Raw genomic sequence first — 18686 nt, 5'->3', positions numbered from 1 at the left:
TCATGACGGACCTGAACGAGGCCATCGCCGCCCCCGGCACCGCCGAGAAGCTGGCGGAAGTGGAGGATCAGATCCGCTCCGGCAAGCTCCAGGTCTTTGATACCAGCACCTTCACCATCGAGGGCAAGGCCCTGGAGAGCGCCTTCGCCCTGGATACCGACGGCGACTTTGCCGCCGACTCCGAGGAGGCCGTGTTCGACGGCGCGTTCCACGAGTCCTATTTCCAGTCCGCTCCTTACTTTGCCCTGTCCATCGACGGCATCGAGTGGCTGAACTCCGCGTTCTGATTTTTGCCTCAGCCAAAGAACTCCATAGGGGCCCCGCGGGGCCCCTGTTCTTTTCCACTCCATCCCGACTCCGCCCGGCAGGCGCTGCTCTTTGCCGGGACCTCTTAGAAAGGATTGTGAGCGTTTTTGGAAAACACTGTATGTGCCATTGAGCTTAAGGACATTACCAAACGCTTCGGCGAGGTGGTGGCCAACGACGGCATTGATCTGAAACTGAACCGGGGAGAGATTCTCTCCCTGCTGGGGGAGAATGGCAGCGGCAAGACCACGCTGATGAATATGCTCTCCGGCATCTATTTCCCTGACGAGGGCCAGATTTTCGTGAACGGCCAGCCCGTCTCCATCCGCTCCCCCAAGGACGCCTTTGCCCACGGCATCGGCATGATTCACCAGCACTACAAACTGGTGGACGTGTTCACCGCTGCGGAGAACATTGTCCTGGGCCTGGAGGAGGGGGGCAGACTGGACATCAAGGCCGCCGGGGAGAAGGTGCGGGGCATCTGCGAGAGATACGGCTTTGACATTGATCCCGAGCAGAAGATTTACGACATGTCCGTCTCCCAGAAGCAGACGGTGGAGATCGTCAAGGTCCTCTACCGGGGGGCCGACATCCTGATTCTGGACGAGCCCACCGCCGTCCTCACCCCCCAGGAGACGGATAAGCTCTTCGACGTTCTCCGGGCCATGAAGGCCGACGGAAAGGCCATCGTCATCATCACCCACAAGCTCCACGAGGTCATGGCCCTTTCCGACAAGGTGGCGGTTCTCCGCAAGGGCAAATACATCGGTACCGTCAACACCTCCGAGACCAGTCCCCAGGCCCTTACTGATATGATGGTGGGCCATGCCGTGACGCTGAACATCGACCGGCCCCGGTACGAAAAGCCGGCGGAGCGGCTGAACGTCAAGGGGCTCACGGTTTTGGACGGTGAGGGCGTCAAGAAGCTGGATCATGTCAGCTTTACCGCCATGAGCGGCGAAATTCTGGGCGTGGCCGGTATCGCCGGTTCCGGCCAGAAGGAGCTGCTGGAGGCTATTTCCGGTCTCTGTCCCATTAATCAGGGGGAGATTCTCTACACCCCCGACGGGCAGTCCCCCGCCAATCTGGTGGGCAAGACCCCCATGCAGATTCGAAAGGCCGGCGTGGCCATGGCCTTTGTGCCCGAGGACCGGCTGGGTATGGGCCTGGTTGGGTCCATGGGCATGACGGGGAACATGATGCTCCGCTCCTGGAAGAAGGGCCGGGGGGTGTTCCTCAACCGCAAGGACCCGAACGAGCTGGCTCTGCGCATCTGGAAGGAGCTGGAGGTCGTTGCCCCCAGCACGGATTTCCCCGTCCGCCGCATGTCCGGCGGCAACGTGCAGAAGGTGCTGGTGGGCCGTGAGATTGCCAGCGCCCCCTCGGTGCTCATGACCGCTTACGCGGTACGGGGGCTGGACATCAACACCTCTTATACGATTTACAATCTGCTGACGGAACAAAAGATGAAGGGCGTGGCCGTTCTCTATGTGGGCGAGGACCTGGACGTGCTGCTGGAGCTGTGCGACCGGATTCTGGTTCTTTGCGGCGGGCAGGTCAGCGGAGTGGTGGACGCCCGGTCTGCCACCAAAGAGCAGATCGGCCTGCTGATGACCCGCCTGGGCGGAAAGGAGGCCTCGGAATGAGCCGCGAGAAGAAAAATCCCCTCATCCGCCTCGCCAAGCGGGACGGTATGGAGGGCTGGAAGGTCTGGTGCATCCGGGCCGGGTCCGTTCTCTTTGCCCTGCTGCTGGGCGCTCTGGTGATGGCGCTGGCGGGGGCCAACCCCGTCACCGCTTACGGCACCATGATTTCCGGCGCCCTGGGAAAGAAGAGCGCCATCCGCCAGACGGTGAAGATCGCCGTTCCGCTGCTGGGCTGCGCCCTGGCCATTGCGCCCTGCTTCAAGATGCGCTTTTGGAACATCGGCGCGGAGGGTCAGATCACCGCCGGGGCCATCGCCGCCAGCTACTTTGCCCTCTTCTGGGCAAACCGCCTGCCCTCCCCGGCGCTTTTGACCGTCATGGGCATTGCCGGCGCGGTGGCCGGAGGGCTCTGGGCTCTGATTCCCGCCTTTTTCAAGGCCAAGTGGAATACCAACGAGACGCTGTTCACCTTAATGATGAACTACATCATCATCGGTGTGGTCCGCTGGCTCCAGGGCGGCCCCTGGGAGGGGCGAAAGGGCTCGCAGATCATTCCGCAGTTTGACTCTGCCGCCTGCCTGCCCCGGGTGCTGGGGGTTCACTGCGGCTGGATCATCGTGCTGGCGCTGGTGGTGTTCATGCACGTCTATATGAATTATACCAAGCACGGCTATGAGATCGCCGTCATCGGCGACAGCATCAACACTGCCCGGTACGCCGGTATGAACGTAGGGCGGGTGATGATGCGCACCATGTTCCTCTCCGGGGCCATCAGCGGTATCGTGGGCTTCATTGTGGCCTCCGGAGCCAACAATACCCTCTACGACGGCGTGGCCGGAGGCGTGGGCTTCACCTCCATCACGGTGGCCTGGCTGAGCCAGCTGAACGCCTTTGCCATGGTGGGCATCTCGGGGCTGCTGGCAGTGCTGAGCAAGGGGGCGGAGACCCTCCAGACCCGTATGGCGGTGCCCACCTCCATCTCCGACATCATCACCGGCATCTTGCTGTTCTGCATGCTGGGCTGTGAGTTCTTCATCAACTACAAGCTGATTTTCCGCGGCGCGGGCAGGAAGGAGGCGCAGCATGGGTAATTTTCTTGGTCTGTTCATCGCCCTGATGGTCGCGGCCATTACCTATGGCACGCCGCTTCTCTTTGGCACCCTGGGGGAGATTCTGACGGAGAAGTCCGGCAATCTGAACTTGGGCGTGGAGGGCATTATGTTCATGGGCGGCGCCCTGGGCCTGGGCGGCGTGTTCTATTACGAGAAGGCGGCGGGAGCCGGAGCCAGCGGCTTCGCCGCCGTGGGCATCGGTCTTCTCTGCGCGTTCCTGGCGGGGGCGCTGGCCTCCCTGATTTTCAGCTTCCTTACCATCACGCTCCGGGCCAACCAGAATGTCACCGGTCTGGCGCTCTCCATCTTCGGCACTGGCGTGGGGCAGTTCCTGGGGGAGTACATGCGGGTCCGGGAAAACGGCTACATCTCCATCAGCAACCATCTCAAGGGCTTTTTCCAGAGCTCTCCCTTTCCCGATTTCCTTCAGAAAATCCCGGTGCTGGGCGGCGTGCTCTTTGGAAACAGTGTGTTTTTCTATCTGGGCCTTGTGCTGGCTCTGGGGATGTTTTTCTTCCTGAACCGCACCCGGACGGGCCTGTATCTCCGCTCCGTGGGGGAGTCTCCCGCCACGGCGGACGCGGCGGGCATCGCGGTGGAGCGATACAAGTATTTGGCAACGGTGATCGGCGGAGGAATTTCCGCCGTAGGCGGCATGGTGTATATCATGACCATCGCCGGGTGCGTGTGGAATCACGAGGGACTCAGCGGCGTAGGCTGGCTGGCGGTGGCGCTGGTCATCTTCTGCATGTGGCGGCCTCTGTCCGCCATCTGGGGCTCGGTGCTCTTCGGCACGCTGATGATTCTGTATCTGCGGCTGGTGCTGCCCTTTGTCCCCACGCAGCTTTATAAGATTCTGCCCTATGTTGTGACGGTGGTGGTGCTGATCGCCTCCAGCATGCGAAACAATAAGGAGAAGCAGCCCCCTGCCAGTCTGGGATTGGCCTATTTCCGGGAGGATCGGTAGAGTCGATTTTTGCAGTCGGCGCAGTTGAAAAGAATCCAAAGGATTCTTTTCAACGAAGCGCTGCCATGCAGCGCTTCGGGCCGCATAGGCGGCCTCCTGTTCAACTGCGTTGACTATAAAACCATGCGGATCGTTTGAGCCGCCGGAAACTTCGCCGCTTCCCGGGAGCTCTGTCCGCAAAGAGCGTACGGGTCCATCGGTGAAGCGGCGGCAGAGAAGCCGGAGCGCGTGGAAGCGGCATCTGACGGGTCCGCTGTCCGGCGCCGGTTTTGCCAGAATAAAGAGGTCAATGATCTGAGGCTTTCAGACCATTGACCTCTTTTTTCAAAGCATCATGGAGCCCTGCGGAGGAGCCGGACGCCGCATGCCGCTCCCGTTCGTGTTTGGATTTGTTCTGCTTAAAAGGCTAAATCCAGATCAACATCCCCCTGAATGCCGTCCACCCGTCCGGTGTGGGAGTATTGCCACAGATCAAAGTGGTAGTAGAAATCCGGAACGGTGTCATACTCTGCCAGCCATAGCGTATAGTCCGTCAACTGCCGCAGGTCATAGCGGAGATAGCCTTGGGTCTGGTTGAAGTAGACTGCCGGGCGGTAGCCCGCATCTTCAATCCGCTTGCAGAAGGCGGCGGCACAGCGGGTCATCATCGCTCCGTCCAGACCGTCGGTGCGGGCCTCGTCCCCGGTGATGGGCTCCCAGTCAAAGGCCACGGGGAACGTGAGGCTCTGTCCGTTTAGGACCTCTAAAACATAGCCGGCCTCCTCCTCCGCCTCTTCGGGGTTGACGGCCTGGGAGAAGAAATAGACGCCGACCTCCAGCCCGGCGCTCAGCGCCCCCTGGAGGTTCCGCTCGAAGGTCTCGTCCAGGAACAGGCCGCCCTGGGAGTAGCCCCGGTGGCCCAGCCGGAGGATGGCAAAGTCGATGCCGTCCGCCGCCACCGCCGGCCAGTCGATGTCCTTTTGATGGGTGGACACGTCGATACCGGCTTTGGCCTGCCGGCCATGCTGCTCGTATGAGACCCGACCGTTGGCGTCCACGGAGAAGGCGTCCTTATTGTAGGGATTGAGGGGCATTCCCTCCAGCGGCTCCAACACCATGTCGCCGAAACGGAAGGTGACCGGCTCCTGGATTTCAGGGGGCGCCTCCGGCTCCTCGTCCTTCCGCAGGACCAGAAGCAGCGCCGCTGCGGCGGCGATCAGCGCAATGGCGGAGATTACCAGGGACAAAACGCTCAGGTCCATCGAATGAGACCGCCGCCTGGAGTGGGGGGACGGCGGCCGCTGAGAGTCAGGCGGCCGCGTCTCTCTGGGCGGGCGGCCAGCCGTTTCCTGTTCCTTCAGGTCCAATCCGGACAGACCGTCTCTCATAGTGGTTTCCTCCACAATTCGACAATTTTCTCTATTATATCACAAATTCTGCGCGTTTCAAGCCTGCTTTATCCGCAGTTTCCGGTTTTTTGCCGCCGGGGTTCCACGTGCTTTGGCGGGGTGCGCGGCTTTAAAGCAAGCTGAGCTGATCGCTCTCGTGTCCGCGGCGGGAGGCCGCGACAATGCGGCTCATGGAATACAGCAGCCCCCGGCGGGCGCATTCCTCTTGGAACACCTCCCACAGCGCCCGGGCTTTGGGGCTGACGCATTGATAGCGCGTGCCGTACCGGCGCTGGTAGCGCTCCGTCAGGCCCTGACCGGGAAAGCGCGTGTCCAGCTGACGGTAGAAATACTCCCGCTGTCCCGGGCGGCAGGTCATTCCCATAGCGGGATAGATGAACCGCGCTCCGGCGTCTGCGGCCCGCTCCACAATGGCGCGGATGTTGTCCGCATGGTCCTCCAGAAACGGAAGGACCGGCATCATCAAGATGCCCGTGAACAATCCGGCGGCGCTCAGCCGTTCCACCGCCGCCAGCCGGCGGGAGGGGGAGGGGGCACGGGGCTCCACCTTGGCGGCAAGCCCGTCGTCGCAGGTGGTGATGGTGACTTTGCAGATGGTCGGCATGGTCCGGTTGATGGAGGTGAGTACATCCACGTCCCGGAGGATAAGATCGCTCTTAGTGGCGATGGCCGTTCCAAAGCCGTAGGCCTCCAGCAAGGTCAGCGCGTGCCGGGTGAGCAGCAGCGTCTCTTCAAAGGGATTGTACGGGTCGCTCATGGACCCGGTGCCCACCACGCCCGGTTTGACCTTGCGTTCCAGATCGTCCCGGATGATGCGCAGGGCGTCCGCTTTTGCCTTTACCTGGTCAAACTGCGGCGTGTGGTAGCAGTCGCTGCGGCTGTCGCAGTAGATACAGCCGTGGGGACAGCCCCGGTAAATATTCATGTTGTAATCCGTGCCGAACCAGCTGGGGTCCTTGGTGCGGTTCACAATGGATTTGGCGGAAATGTATTCCATCTGTCTGCTCCCGGCGGTTCCCGGGCGGGGAACCGATGATTCTTACAGGTCATTGTACGAAGTTGGCCGGACAAAGTCAACCCGGTTTGTCAAAAAGGGAGGAAACTCTTCGGAAGAGAAGGTCCCCGTTATGGGCCTGCGGCCCCGAGGCGGATGAAAGGGGATTCCGGCCTTTTCCAAATGCTATTGTTTTGCCGGGGGTCTTGTGATATGCTGTGTAAGAGGAATGCGATGCCCAAGTCCAAAGAAGGAGAGACGCATATGAAAGAATTGACCCCCCAGCTGCTTCATTCCCTCAAGCATTATTCCAGGAAGGACTTCCTCCAGGATCTGACCGCCGGCGTCATTGTGGCCATTATCGCCCTGCCGCTGTCCATCGCGCTGGCACTGGCCTCCGGCGTGTCCCCGGAGCAGGGGCTGTATACCGCGATTGTGGCGGGATTTCTGATCTCCGCCCTGGGCGGGAGCAAGGTCCAGATTGCCGGTCCCACCGCTGCCTTTGCCACGATCGTGGCGGGCATTGTGGCCCGGAGCGGCATGGAGGGTCTGGCCACCGCCACCATTCTGGCGGGCGTCATGCTGATTCTGATGGGCGTTCTGCGGATGGGCAGCATGATCAAATTTATTCCCTATACCATCACCACCGGCTTCACGGCGGGCATTGCCGTCACCATTCTCATTGGCCAGCTGAAAGATTTCTTTGGCCTGACCTTTGAAAACGCCCCGGTGGAGACCATGGAGAAACTGGAGGAGGCCCTTCGCCGCTTCTCCACGGTAAATGGAGCCGCCGTGGGCGTGGGCTGTCTGGCCCTGGCGGTGCTGATTTTTTGGCCCAGGCTGTTCCAGAAGATTCCCGCCTCGCTCATCGCCGTGGTGGTGACTGCGGCGGCGGTAAAGCTGCTGGCCCTGCCGGTGAACACCATCGGGGACCTCTATACCATCTCCAGCGCCCTGCCGGAGTTTACCCTGCCCGCCCTGTCCTACGATACGGTGGCGGCGGTGCTGCCGGACGCCTTCACCATCGCCGTGCTGGCGGCCATCGAGTCGCTTCTCTCCGCCGTGGTGGCCGACGAGATGATAGGAGCCCGGCACAACTCCAACATGGAGCTGGTGGCGCAGGGGGTTGGAAACGCCGCCTCGGCCCTGTTCGGGGGTATCCCGGCGACCGGAGCCATCGCCCGGACGGCGGCGAATATCAAAAACGGAGGGCGGTCCCCTGTGGCGGGCATGGTGCACGCGGCGGTGCTGCTGCTGGTGCTGGTGCTGCTGATGCCCTACGCCGCTCTGATCCCCATGCCCTGCATCGCCGCCATTTTGTTCCAGGTGGCCTACAATATGAGCGGCTGGCGGACGGTGGTGAAGGTGATGAAGCGTTCGCCCAAGAGCGACGTGGCCGTCCTGGTGGTGACGTTTCTGCTGACGGTGGTTTTCGACCTGGTAGTCGCCATTGTGGTGGGCCTGTCTCTGGCCTGTCTGCTGTTTATGAAGCGCATGGCGGATGTGGCCGTGGTGAAAGAGTGGGAGTACATCGAGGATACCGAGGCCGGGAAGGACGGCGAGAGCCGCCTGAAGCCCGTGCCCGCCCATGTAATGGTCTATGAAATCAGCGGGCCTATGTTCTTTGGCGCGGCAGACAAGATTCCCCACATGGAGCGGAACACCGGACGGTCCGTGCTGATTCTCCGGATGCGCGCTGTGCCCGCCATGGACATCACCGCTCTGAACAGCCTCCGGCGGCTCTATGAGGAGTGCCGGGACAAGGGGATACGGGTGATTTTCTCCCACGTCAACCAGCAGCCCTTGTCCGTATTCCGGAAATCCGGCATGTACGAGCAGGTAGGGGAGGAGAACTTCGCGCCCAACATCGACGCGGCCCTGGTTCGAGCTTCGGAGATGGCGGTCCTGTGATGTCCTCCTCTTGCGGTTTGGAGATCGTTGCGGTATACTGAAAGCTGGAAATGCTGTGGGATGATTTTTAAGATAGGAGGGAGCATGGATGTCACCGGAGGAAAAGGCGCGTCTGGAAATCGACCAGAAGCTGACGCAGTCCGGATGGGTGGTGCAGGACCTGCAGGAGGTCAATCCCGGGGCGGCCCTGGGCGTCGCCGTGCGGGAGTATCCCACCAGTACGGGAGAAGTGGACTACGCCCTGTTTGTGCAGGGGCGGCCTGTGGGCGTGATTGAGGCAAAGCGTTCCGAGGCCGGGGAGAAGATCACCAGCGCGGAAACCCAGTCCGCCCGCTACGCGGGGAGCTCCTTCAAGTGGGTGAGGCAGGAATACCAGATTCGCTTTGCCTACGAGGCGACGGACAAGCTGACCCGGTTTACGGATTATGGAGACCAGAAATGCCGCTCCCGAACGGTGTTCTCCTTCCACCGCCCGGAGACGCTTCAGGCGCTTCTCGCCCAGCCCGATACGCTCCGCAACAATCTGAAAAGGCTCCCCCCTCTGGACGAGACCGGCCTTCGGGACTGTCAGAGGATGGCGCTGCGGAATCTGGACGCCTCGTTTGCGGAGAACTGGCCAAAGGCGCTGGTGCAGATGGCCACCGGCGCGGGGAAGACGTTTACGGCCATTACGGAGGCTTACCGCCTGATCAAATTCGGGAAGATGAACCGGATTTTGTTCCTGGTGGACACGCGGAGTCTGGGGGCCCAGGCGGAACGGGAGTTTATGGCTTACACGCCGGGCGACGATCCCCGTCCCCTGTCCAGCATTTACGGTATCCACCGGCTCAGAAGCTCCTGGATGCCGGATGACGCGCAGGTTTATATCAGCACCATTCAGCGCATGTATTCCATCCTCAGGGGGGAGGAGCTGGAGGAGTCCGCCGAGGAGGCGCCGCTGGAGGAAAGCGCCGCCGGCAAAACGCCCAGAGAAGTGGTCTATAACGAGCAGTACCCCCCGGAGTTTTTTGACTGCATCATCGTGGATGAGTGCCACCGCTCCATTTATAACGTCTGGAAGCAGGTGCTGGAATACTTCGACGCGTTCATCATTGGCCTGACCGCCACCCCGGACAAGCGGACCTTCGGCTTTTTCGACTCCCACGTGGTCAGCGAATACTCCAGGGAGCAGGCCATTACCGACGGCGTCAGCGTGGGGGAGGATATCTTCCTGATTGAGACCGAAGTGGGCACGAGAGGCGCCCACATTATGAAGCAGCTCATTGAATACCGGAACCGCTTGTCCCGGGAAAAACGCTGGAAGCAGATGGACGAGGATGTGGACTATACGCCCTCCAGGCTGGACAGGGACATTGTGAACCCAAGCCAGATCCGGGCGGTCATCCGCGCCTTCCGGGAACAGCTCTATACCAGACTGTTTCCCGGCCGCCGGGAGGTTCCCAAGACTCTGATTTTCGCCAAAAAGGACAGCCATGCGGACGACATTATTCAGATCGTCCGGGAGGAGTTTGGCGAGGGAAACCGGTTTTGCAGAAAGATTACTTACTCCGCGGACAAGCCGGAGGAGGCTCTGCGGGATTTCCGCAGCGATTACTACCCCCGGATTGCGGTAACCGTGGATATGATTGCCACGGGCACCGACGTCAAGCCCATTGAGTGCCTGATTTTCATGCGGGACGTCCGCAGCCGCAGCTACTTCGAGCAGATGAAGGGCCGGGGAACCCGCTCCATGGAAAAGGACGAGCTGAAAAAGGTGACGCCCTCCGCCCAGGAGAATAAGGATCATTTCGTCATTATTGACGCCGTGGGCGTTACCAGGTCCCAGAAGACGGATACTCGTTGCCTGGAGCGAAAGCCGTCCGTCAATTTAAAGAGCTTGATGATGTATGTGGCGATGGGGGCCAGGGACGAGGATACGCTGACCTCTCTGGCGAATCGCGTCGTTCGTCTGAACAGCCGCATGACGCGGGAGGAGCGGGAGCGTTTCGCAGAGGTCGCGGGCGTCTCCGCCGGAACGGTGGCTCAGCGCCTGTTGGACGCTTTTGACGAGGACGCGATCGAGGAACGCGCGCGGGCGGCCGCCGGGGAAGACGCGCCGTCCGGAGCCCAGCTGGAAGCGGCACAGGCCGCGCTGGCGGCGGAGGCGGCCGAACCCTTCTGCCGTCCGGAGGTGCGGACGTTTATCGAGACAGTTCTTCGGGGTCACGAGCAGCTGATTGACAGTGTGAACATTGATACGGTGCTGTTCGCCGGTTACGGCAAAGACCAGCAGAAGTCGGTGGAACAGATTCTCCGGACGTTCCGGGAATTTATTGAGGAGAACCGGGACGAAATTACCGCCCTGGGCATTGTCTACGACCAGCGCTATCGGGATCGTCCCATGGCCATTGCGGGCCTGAAGGCATTGTATGAAAAGCTGCGGGCCCGGCAGATGACGGTGGAGCGGCTGTGGGACTGCTATGCCCTGCGGTCGCCGGGCCAGGTCCGGCGGAGCACGGTGGCCCAGCTGGCGGACCTGGTGTCGATGATCCGCTACGAGCTGGGGCTGGTCCCCGAATTGGTCCCCTTTGCGGAGCGGGTGAACCACAATTTTCAGAAGTGGGCCTTCCGCCGCAACGCCGGGCCGGTGCATTTCACGGAGGAGCAGATGGATTGGCTGCGGCTGATTCGGGATCATATTGCCGCCTCCCTCAGCATGGAGGTCGGGGACCTGAGTCTGAGTCCCTTTGACCGCAAAGGGGGGTTGGGCCGGTTCTATGAGGTGTTCGGAGAGGACTACAAGAGCCTCTTGCTGGAGCTGAATGTGGAGCTGGTGGCATGATAGGGGTGTTTTTTTGGAACTTGTGGAGCTGGGCTCAATTCTGAAGCTGGAGAAGGGAAGAAAGCCGGTCCGGCAGGATTGCCGGTGTGGGGACGGCTTCGCGCCGTATGTGGACATTGAGGCGTTTGAAACGGGGAACATCCGCCGTTATACGGACGGGGAAAAGTGCGTTCCCTGTGAGGAGGGGGACATTTTAATCGTATGCGACGGGTCCCGTTCCGGGCTGGCCGGCTATGCGGTAAAGGGGTATGTGGGCTCTACGCTGGCAAAGATTTCGGCGGAGGGGCTGAGCGGTCCTTATTTGTTCCATTTTCTCCAGGGCAAATACTCCCTCCTGAATACCCGGAAAAGGGGCACCGGAACGCCGCATCTGGACGTGGAAATGCTGAGAGGGCTCCGCCTGAGAGTGCCCGCGCCTTCGGAACAGGAGCGGACGGTGGCCCGGCTGGAGGGGCAGCTTGCGCAGCTGAACGCTGCCGAGACCAGGCTGAAAGCGGTAAAAGAGCATCTGAGGGCATACCGGCAGGCGGTGCTGAAAGAGGCGTTTTCTAAGATGGAGCGGGCATGCACGGTTCGGGAAGCGGCGTCGCTGGTCACAAGCGGGTCCAGAGGATGGGCCCGGTATTACAGCGAAGCCGGGGCAAAGTTTATCCGAATTGGAAATCTGACGAGAGACTCCATTCGTATAAATTTAGAGCATGTGCAGCACGTTTCTTTGAAATCCGGAGTGGAAGGGAGCCGCACCAGACTGCTGCCCGGCGACGTTTTGGTGTCGATTACGGCGGATTTGGGGAGTATCGGCTATGTTGGGGAGGACATGGGAGAGGCGTATATCAACCAGCACATCGCCTTAGTCCGGTTTAGGAACCCGTCTCAGGGCAAAGTCATGGCGTGGTACTTTAGGAGCGATTTCGGGCAGGCGGATTTGCTGAAAAACAAACGGGGTGCGGGAAAGCTCGGTTTGGGCCTGGAGGATATCCGCGGTGTGAAGGTTCCTTTCGTTTCTGAGGCTGAGGGCAGCCGCATTTTGGAGCGGATCGAACAGCGTTTCTCCGCTTGCGAACAGATGGAACGGACCATCGAAACCGCCCTGCGGCAGTCGGAAGCTCTGCGGCAGAGCATTTTGAAAAAAGCGTTTGAAGGAGACTGACTATGCCGGATCAAACCTCCGCCATTATCTCCAAGGTATGGGGAATGTGCAACCCGCTTCGGGATGACGGCGTATCCTACGGCGATTATCTGGAGCAGCTGACGTATCTGATTTTCCTGAAGATGTCCGACGAGTACGCCAGACCGCCTTATGAGAAAAAAACCGGCATCCCGAAGGGATATGCCTGGACGGATATGAATACCCTCAAAGGCGCGGAGCTGGAGGGGCAGTATAAGGCCACCCTGGAGAGGCTGGGGGAAGAGGAGGGCATCCTGGGAAAGATATTCAAGGGCGCCGTCAATAAAATCAGCAGCGCCGCCATTCTTTACCGCATTGTACAGATGATCGATAAAGAGAAGTGGGTGTCCATGTCCTCCGACGTCAAGGGCGAGATTTACGAGGGACTGCTGCAAAAAAACGCGGAGGATGTGAAAAGCGGCGCGGGACAGTATTTCACCCCCCGTCCGCTGATTCGCGCCATGGTCAAATGCCTGCGTCCGGAGCCGATGAAGACCATTGCGGACCCCTGCTGCGGCAGCGGCGGTTTTTTCCTGGCCGCGCAGGAGTACATTGCCGACCCGGGGAACTATACCTTGGACCGGGAGCAGAAGGCTTTTTTAAAGAACCAGACCTTTTTTGGAAACGAGCTGGTTCCCACAACCTTCAAGCTCTGCCTGATGAACCTCTATCTCCACAATATCGGCGATATCTATGGCCATGTTCCGGTGACACTGGGCGACGCGCTGCTGACGGACCCCGGCATCCGGGTGGACTACGTGCTGACCAACCCGCCTTTTGGGAAAAAATCCTCGATTACTCTGGCCCATAAGGGGAAGAAAAAGGACAAGCAGGAGAAGGAAAAGAAGGACCTGGTATACAACCGGACGGACTTCTGGACCACCAGCTCCAACAAGCAGCTGAATTTTGTTCAGCATATCAACACCATTTTAAACGCCTCCGGCAAAGCGGCGGTGGTGGTTCCGGACAACGTGCTGTTTGAAAGCGGCGCGGGGGAGACGGTGCGGCGGAAGCTGCTGCAAACGACGGATTTACATACGATACTCCGGCTGCCCACAGGGGTGTTCTACAAGCCGGGCGTCAAGGCGAACGTTCTCTTCTTTGACAAGAAGCCGGCCTCTGCGGAAACGCAGACCAAGGACATTTGGATTTACGATTTTCGCACCAACATCCACTTTACGCTGAAACAAAGTCCTATGCAGGACAGTGATCTGGAGGATTTTATCGCCTGCTATCATCCGGAGAACCGGTATGAGCGGAAGGAGACCTGGTCGAAGGAGAACCCCGATGGCCGTTGGCGGCGGTTTGACGCGCAGAAGATTCTGGAGCAGGAAAAGGCCAGTCTGGATATCTTTTGGATCAAGGACAGAACTCTCGCGGGACTGGATGATCTTCTCTCGCCGGAGGAGCTGGCTGCCGGAATTATCGAGGAATTGCAGGACGCGCTGGAGAGCTTTCGGGAACTGCAGCGGCAGCTTTCATAATGCGTGGCTTTTGTGGGCGCTGTCGGCAGAGCAAAATCCCTTTGAAGCGGATGCCTCCTAATGGAAAGACTGCCGCTCTCAGCTGGACGCTTCCGCAGCTGGCGCGGCGCTGTTTCAAATTGAAAGATTCATTCAGAGTCTATAAGGGGCCAGTGAAGAAAACAGAGCGTAAGAATTCGTTTGATTTTTCAGCTTATATGCTTATAAAATGCCGTGCCGTCTCAGCAGGAGACGGCACGGCATTTACCAATCTATAGATATTTTATAAAGATGATATGAAATAGAAGGAGCCGCATGTTTATGAAAGGAAAGCCGGTGCGGCGGCCAGGTCAGGGAACTTCGCAGATGTTGTATTTTGTGCGAATCAGGATGTCTGTATAAAGAAGCTCCTTTTCCGGGGACTTGTTGCCCAGCAGATAACTGTAGAGTATCTGCATAGGCTGGCTGCCCTGCCTGTGGGCCACCTGGTCCAGCACGAAACTCAAATCTCCGTTTTGCAGAAGCGCCCGGTTGGGTTCGTTTAAATCGTAGGCAATCACACGGACGAGGCCCTTCCGGTGCTCGTCCTCAATGGCACGGCAGACGCCGCGCTGCCCGTTGGACGTGATATAGACGCAGGCCAGGGAGGGATTTTCCCGCAGGGTATGCTGGGTGATCTCGTGGGCGTAATCGTCCCGGTCGAAACAGGGCTGGTAGGGGAGAAGCTGAATGTCCCCCACATCCTTCAGCGTGTCCAGAAATCCCCGCAGCCGGCTGTTGTGTGCGCCGTTGTTGACATGTCCGGCAATGGGGAGCACCAGCCCGCCGGAGGGAAGCATTTGCCGGATCAATCCCGCCGCAGTCTGCCCGGCCCGGTAATTATCCATGCCCACAAAGCACAGGCGGCGGCTGTCCGGCGCGTCTGTATTAAAGGTCACCACCGGGATTCCCTGTTCGTGGAGCTGGTTGATGCGCTGGACCAGATCCGGCGTATTGGCCGCGGCGATGGCCAGACCGCTGGCGCCCCAAGCGGCCAGTTCATTGATTTGCCGGAGCACCTGGAGGGTGTCTCTGCCCTGTATCTCCCGCAGCTCCACCTCGATGCCGGAGACCCGCAGTTCTGCGGCGGCCTGCCTTGCGCCGGCGGCCACGTCCTGCATGGTGGGCGTCTCGGCGGATTGCAGAATTGCGCCCAGACGAAGGTCATGCCTGGTTCGAACCAGCGCCTGCCCAATGCTGTTGGGCCGGTAGCCCAGTTCCTCCGCAATTTTGAGAATGCGTGCGGCCACTTCCGCGTTAACCCGGCCGCGGTTGTGCAGAGCACGGTCTACGGTTCCCCTGGAGACCCCTGCCAGCTCTGCAATTTGCTGTGAAGTAACTGCCATGATGACTCTCCTATCCGCTTTATGGCGCTATTATAGCAGAAATACGCAGGGTTTGACAAGAGAATTTCGAAATTCCACAAGACTGCACGCTTTTGCACGCTTATTCGGCGGGACAGTCGACTAATTGCACAAGAACACCTCCCCCGGTTTTGCGGGGTTTTACAAACTTCCCGCATTGGGGGTTTTTTACAGTTTTCTTCCTTGCATACCTTAAATTTATGTGGTATTTTAATATCAGGAAATCGAAAAGCTCGCCTCGGAACCCGCAGCGTGTTGCCGCACGCGTATTGGCGAGACGCCCGTCCCCCTTTTGACGTGCAAAATGTGTGCTTCTTGTTTCTCCGGAAACTATAAAAATGGAGGCTACCACAATGACGTTCTTCAGTTCAATCGCGTGGACGCTGATCTCATTTGTTCTCTTCACCGCTTTGGTGGCGATTATCTCCAGCTGGAAGACCAGGGGAGATAATCTGGAGTCTGCCGAGGGGTATTTTCTGGCCGGACGGGGACTGCCCGGCATCGTGATTGCCGGTTCGCTGCTGCTGACCAACTTGTCTGCCGAGCAGCTGGTGGGATTGAACGGGCAGAGCTGGAAATCCAATATGGGACCCATTGCCTGGGAGGTGGGGTCCATGTTCACCCTGTTGGCGCTGGCCTATTATTTCCTGCCCCGGTATTTGAAGATGGGAGCCATGACCATTCCCTCTTTGATGGAGGTTCGCTATGGCAAGGGGACAAAGACCATGTTCTCCCTGGTCATCGTGGTGATGTACTCGATTTTGAACCTGCCGGTGATTTTGTACTCCGGTGCGGTGGTGTTTGAGGAGATTTTCGGTATTTCCGGGATGCTGGGAATCACAAGATTCCAGTCGGTGGCGGTTCTCTGCCTGATTATCGGCATTATCGGCGGCTGCTATGCCATTTTCGGAGGACTGAAAGCAGTGGCCGTGTCCGATACCATCAACGGCATCGGCCTGATTATCGGCGGTCTGATGGTGCCCTTCATCGGCTTTGCCGTGCTGGCGTCTCAGACCGGCGGCCATGGCATTTTGGACGGCGTGCGCTATATTCTGGAGGCCGATCCCGCGAAGCTCAACGCGGTGAACGCATGGAACGCACCGGAACCTGAGGTTCCTTGGCCCCTCATTATTACCGGCATGTTCTTCAACAACCTCTATTGGTGGTGCACCAACCAGTCTTTTGTTCAGCGGGCGTTGGCCGCCAAGTCCCTGAAGGAGGGACAGAAGGGCGCGATCTTCTGCGGCTTCCTGAAGTGCCTGGGCCCCCTGTATCTGGTTATTCCCGGCATCATCGCTTTCTATCTGCCCTCCATCCAAAGTTCCATTGCCGCCGCAGGGGACAAGGCCATTGACTTCGCCTACCCGGCGCTGATTGCCGCCATCATTCCCAAGCCGGTGATGGGTTTCTTCGCCGCCGTGATGTTTGGCGCGATTCTCTCCTCCTTTAACTCGGTGCTGAATTCCGCGTCCACCATGTTTACGCTGGACCTGTACCGCTCCGCCTTCAAGCCCAATGCCTCCGACGTGCACTGCGTCAAAGTGGGTAAGATTTACGGCACCATCGCGGGCTGCGTCTCCATTGTGATCGCGCCGTTTGTAATGAATGCGTCCGGAATTACCACATTCCTCAACTCCATGAGCCAGTTTGTGTCCCTGCCGGTGCTGTGTACCATTCTGGGTGTGTTCCTGTTCAAGCGTCTGCCCGCCTATACCCCGAAGGTGATTGCCATTTTCCACGTGGTCTGCTATGGAGGGTTCCTCCTGATTGCGCCCAACTATCCCGGCACGGAGAACCCCATTCACTACCTGTATGCCATGGCGGTGCTGTTCCCCATTGAGCTTATCATCATGTGGGCGCTGAACAAATACCGGCCCGCAGAGGAGTATGTTCCCGAGGACGTGGGAGCGGTGGATTTGACGCCTTGGAAATACCGGCATGTTGTTTCCATCATCGGCCTGGTATTGGCGGTTGTGATTTACATCGTGTTTTCTCCGATGGGTGTTGCTGCCTGAGCAGGGAAGACTGGAAAGCGCAATTTGCTCAACAGGGAAAAGGGAGCCTTTAGGGGGCTCCTTTCCTTTTGCAGCGAATCTCTGGGAAAAAGAGAGGTCTGAAGCGTGCGTGCTGAACGCAAAGAAGAAATATGAATTTGTACATCTTCGTCAAAAGCGGCAAGGCCGGTATGGAAGTGATGGAGCTTTTTACAATTTGATTGCCGGATTATTGTGGATTTTATTTTGCGATTTTGGTTGCGTTCTCGTGAACGCTTTGCTATAATACAAAACAGAAAGGGGAAAACAAAGCAGCAAACAAGAGCACGCAAAAAGGGCAGACCCCATCCGGCCGGTTCCGGCAAGAGCTGGTTGGAGTTTTGATAAAGTTTTATAAAAATAGGAGGCAATGATTATGGAACTCAATATTTGTCTGATTGGCTGCGGCATGATCGGCCGGGAGCACATTGAACGCATTCAGAACCGTATCCGCAATGCCAAGGTTGTCGCCGTGTGCGACGTGTTCGAAGAGGGCGTGAAAAAGGGCGCGGAGATCGCCGGTCCCGGTACGAAGATTTACATGGATTTCAACGAGGCGATCAACGATCCCGACGTCAATGCGGTGGTGGTCACCACGCCCGGTCAGTTCCATAAGGACCCGGTTCTCGCCGCCATCAAGGCTGGCAAGCCCGTTTTCTGCGAGAAGCCTCTGGCCAATACCGCCGCCGACTGCAAGGCTGTGGTGGATGCGGAGATGGCCTCTGGCAAGCATCTGGTTCAGATCGGCTTCATGCGCCGCTATGACCGGGGCTACAACCAGGTGAAGGAGCTGTTGGATTCCGGCAAGTTTGGCGCTCCTTTGATCGTGAAATGCACGCATCGCGCCGACGGCGTGGCCGACAGCTATACCACCGCCATGGCCGTTACGGATACCGCCATCCATGAGATCGACTGCCTGCCCTGGCTGGTAAATGACGAGTGGGACGAGGTCCAGTGCATTCTTCCCAAGGTCTCCAGCAAGGCGCATCAGGGTCTGCGGGACCCTCAGGTTATGATGATGAAGACCAAGGGCGGCATTGTCGTCATGCTGGAAGTGAATGTCAACTGCGGCTTTGGCTATGACATCAACTGCGAGGTGGTCTGCGAGAACGGCGTGGTGAACCTGCCTTGCCCCTCTTTCCCCACCGTGCGCTTTGCCAACCAGGTTTCTACCAAGATTGAGGACAACTGGATTCTTCGCTTCATCGACTCCTACGACGTGGAGATTCAGGACTGGGTGGACCACGCCCTCAAGGGTGAGACCGGCGGCTCCTCCGCCTGGGACGGCTATGTTGCCTCCATCACCGCAGACGCTCTGGTGAAGTCCCAGACTTCCGGTCAGATGGAAAAGGTTGTGACCGGCGGTACCCCTGATTTCTATAAGAAATAAAAGCCGCTGCGGTATAGACCTCTATAGAATTTGGAAAGGAGCGCTTCCAATGAAAATCGCCTTTGACGTTGACGTTCTGGCCAA

At 58.8% G+C, this 18686-nt stretch carries 12 protein-coding genes and 1 pseudogene; 10 read left to right on the top strand and 3 right to left on the bottom strand.

Annotation, left to right across the window (positions count from 1 at the left end; translation table 11 throughout):
- From QZ329_RS11500 to QZ329_RS11485, 4 genes and pseudogenes are all read left to right on the top strand, one after another.
- Nucleotides 1-287 (top strand): annotated as a pseudogene (locus tag QZ329_RS11500) (BMP family ABC transporter substrate-binding protein); the annotation flags it as partial.
- A 126-nt stretch (nucleotides 288-413) separates the two neighbouring features.
- Nucleotides 414-1952, top strand: a complete 1539-nt coding sequence (locus QZ329_RS11495; protein ID WP_295752724.1) for an ABC transporter ATP-binding protein — start codon at nucleotides 414-416, stop codon at nucleotides 1950-1952.
- Entirely contained in the window at nucleotides 1949-3043 is a 1095-nt protein-coding gene (locus QZ329_RS11490) for an ABC transporter permease (RefSeq protein WP_295752722.1), read from the top strand. Before QZ329_RS11495 ends, QZ329_RS11490 begins: the two co-directional genes overlap by 4 nt.
- 25 nt (nucleotides 3044-3068) lie before the next feature.
- Complete coding sequence (locus tag QZ329_RS11485; RefSeq protein WP_295752728.1) at nucleotides 3069-4031, top strand: ABC transporter permease; 963 nt, start codon at nucleotides 3069-3071, stop codon at nucleotides 4029-4031.
- A 398-nt stretch (nucleotides 4032-4429) separates the two neighbouring features.
- Here the strand turns inward: QZ329_RS11485 and QZ329_RS11480 are convergent, their stop codons facing one another.
- Both QZ329_RS11480 and QZ329_RS11475 read right to left on the bottom strand, forming a co-directional pair.
- Complete coding sequence (locus QZ329_RS11480; RefSeq protein WP_295752720.1) at nucleotides 4430-5398, bottom strand: glycoside hydrolase family 25 protein; 969 nt, start codon at nucleotides 5396-5398, stop codon at nucleotides 4430-4432.
- 130 nt (nucleotides 5399-5528) lie between these two features.
- Nucleotides 5529-6416 (bottom strand): radical SAM protein, encoded by an 888-nt coding sequence (locus tag QZ329_RS11475; RefSeq protein ID WP_295752719.1) that lies wholly within the window; start codon nucleotides 6414-6416, stop codon nucleotides 5529-5531.
- Nucleotides 6417-6677: 261 nt separating this feature from the next.
- On the opposite strand from QZ329_RS11475, the gene sulP reads away from it, so the two are divergent.
- The 4 genes from sulP (at nucleotide 6678) to QZ329_RS11455 (ending at nucleotide 13797) form a co-directional block, all read left to right on the top strand.
- Nucleotides 6678-8324: a sulfate permease gene (sulP, locus tag QZ329_RS11470; RefSeq protein WP_295752717.1), complete on the top strand. Its 1647-nt coding sequence runs from the start codon at nucleotides 6678-6680 to the stop codon at nucleotides 8322-8324.
- An 88-nt stretch (nucleotides 8325-8412) separates the two neighbouring features.
- A complete protein-coding gene (locus tag QZ329_RS11465) occupies nucleotides 8413-11145 on the top strand; it encodes a type I restriction-modification enzyme R subunit C-terminal domain-containing protein (protein WP_295752715.1) in 2733 nt (910 codons plus the stop codon).
- A gap of 22 nt (nucleotides 11146-11167) precedes the next feature.
- A complete protein-coding gene (locus QZ329_RS11460; protein ID WP_295752726.1) occupies nucleotides 11168-12295 on the top strand; it encodes a restriction endonuclease subunit S in 1128 nt (375 codons plus the stop codon).
- Nucleotides 12296-12297: 2 nt separating this feature from the next.
- Entirely contained in the window at nucleotides 12298-13797 is a 1500-nt protein-coding gene (locus tag QZ329_RS11455) for a class I SAM-dependent DNA methyltransferase (protein ID WP_295752713.1), read from the top strand.
- Nucleotides 13798-14126: 329 nt separating this feature from the next.
- Here QZ329_RS11455 and QZ329_RS11450 read toward each other — a convergent pair whose 3' ends face one another.
- Nucleotides 14127-15161, bottom strand: coding sequence for a LacI family DNA-binding transcriptional regulator (locus QZ329_RS11450; RefSeq protein ID WP_295752711.1), 1035 nt, complete (start codon nucleotides 15159-15161; stop codon nucleotides 14127-14129).
- 371 nt (nucleotides 15162-15532) lie between these two features.
- On the opposite strand from QZ329_RS11450, the gene QZ329_RS11445 reads away from it, so the two are divergent.
- Together QZ329_RS11445 and QZ329_RS11440 are read left to right on the top strand one after the other, a co-directional pair.
- A complete protein-coding gene (locus QZ329_RS11445; RefSeq protein WP_295752709.1) occupies nucleotides 15533-17194 on the top strand; it encodes a solute:sodium symporter family transporter in 1662 nt (553 codons plus the stop codon).
- Nucleotides 17195-17588: 394 nt separating this feature from the next.
- Nucleotides 17589-18602 (top strand): Gfo/Idh/MocA family oxidoreductase, encoded by a 1014-nt coding sequence (locus QZ329_RS11440; RefSeq protein WP_295752708.1) that lies wholly within the window; start codon nucleotides 17589-17591, stop codon nucleotides 18600-18602.
- Nucleotides 18603-18686: the final 84 nt, after the last annotated feature.

Source organism: uncultured Oscillibacter sp., assembly GCF_910579365.1.
In the GTDB taxonomy this organism is placed as follows: domain Bacteria; phylum Bacillota; class Clostridia; order Oscillospirales; family Oscillospiraceae; genus Oscillibacter.
Note: the sequence above shows the minus strand (reverse complement) of the source record. Positions and strands in the feature narration are given on the sequence as shown.

Coding starts and splice junctions, on each gene's coding strand:
- QZ329_RS11490 (WP_295752722.1), top strand. CDS start 1,949: ATGAGCCGCGAGAAGAAAAATCCCCTCATCCGCCTCGCCAAGCGGGAC.
- QZ329_RS11485 (WP_295752728.1), top strand. CDS start 3,069: ATGGTCGCGGCCATTACCTATGGCACGCCGCTTCTCTTTGGCACCCTG.
- QZ329_RS11480 (WP_295752720.1), bottom strand. CDS start 5,398: ATGAGAGACGGTCTGTCCGGATTGGACCTGAAGGAACAGGAAACGGCT.
- QZ329_RS11475 (WP_295752719.1), bottom strand. CDS start 6,416: ATGGAATACATTTCCGCCAAATCCATTGTGAACCGCACCAAGGACCCC.
- sulP (WP_295752717.1), top strand. CDS start 6,678: ATGAAAGAATTGACCCCCCAGCTGCTTCATTCCCTCAAGCATTATTCC.
- QZ329_RS11465 (WP_295752715.1), top strand. CDS start 8,413: ATGTCACCGGAGGAAAAGGCGCGTCTGGAAATCGACCAGAAGCTGACG.
- QZ329_RS11455 (WP_295752713.1), top strand. CDS start 12,298: ATGCCGGATCAAACCTCCGCCATTATCTCCAAGGTATGGGGAATGTGC.
- QZ329_RS11450 (WP_295752711.1), bottom strand. CDS start 15,161: ATGGCAGTTACTTCACAGCAAATTGCAGAGCTGGCAGGGGTCTCCAGG.
- QZ329_RS11445 (WP_295752709.1), top strand. CDS start 15,533: ATGACGTTCTTCAGTTCAATCGCGTGGACGCTGATCTCATTTGTTCTC.
- QZ329_RS11440 (WP_295752708.1), top strand. CDS start 17,589: ATGGAACTCAATATTTGTCTGATTGGCTGCGGCATGATCGGCCGGGAG.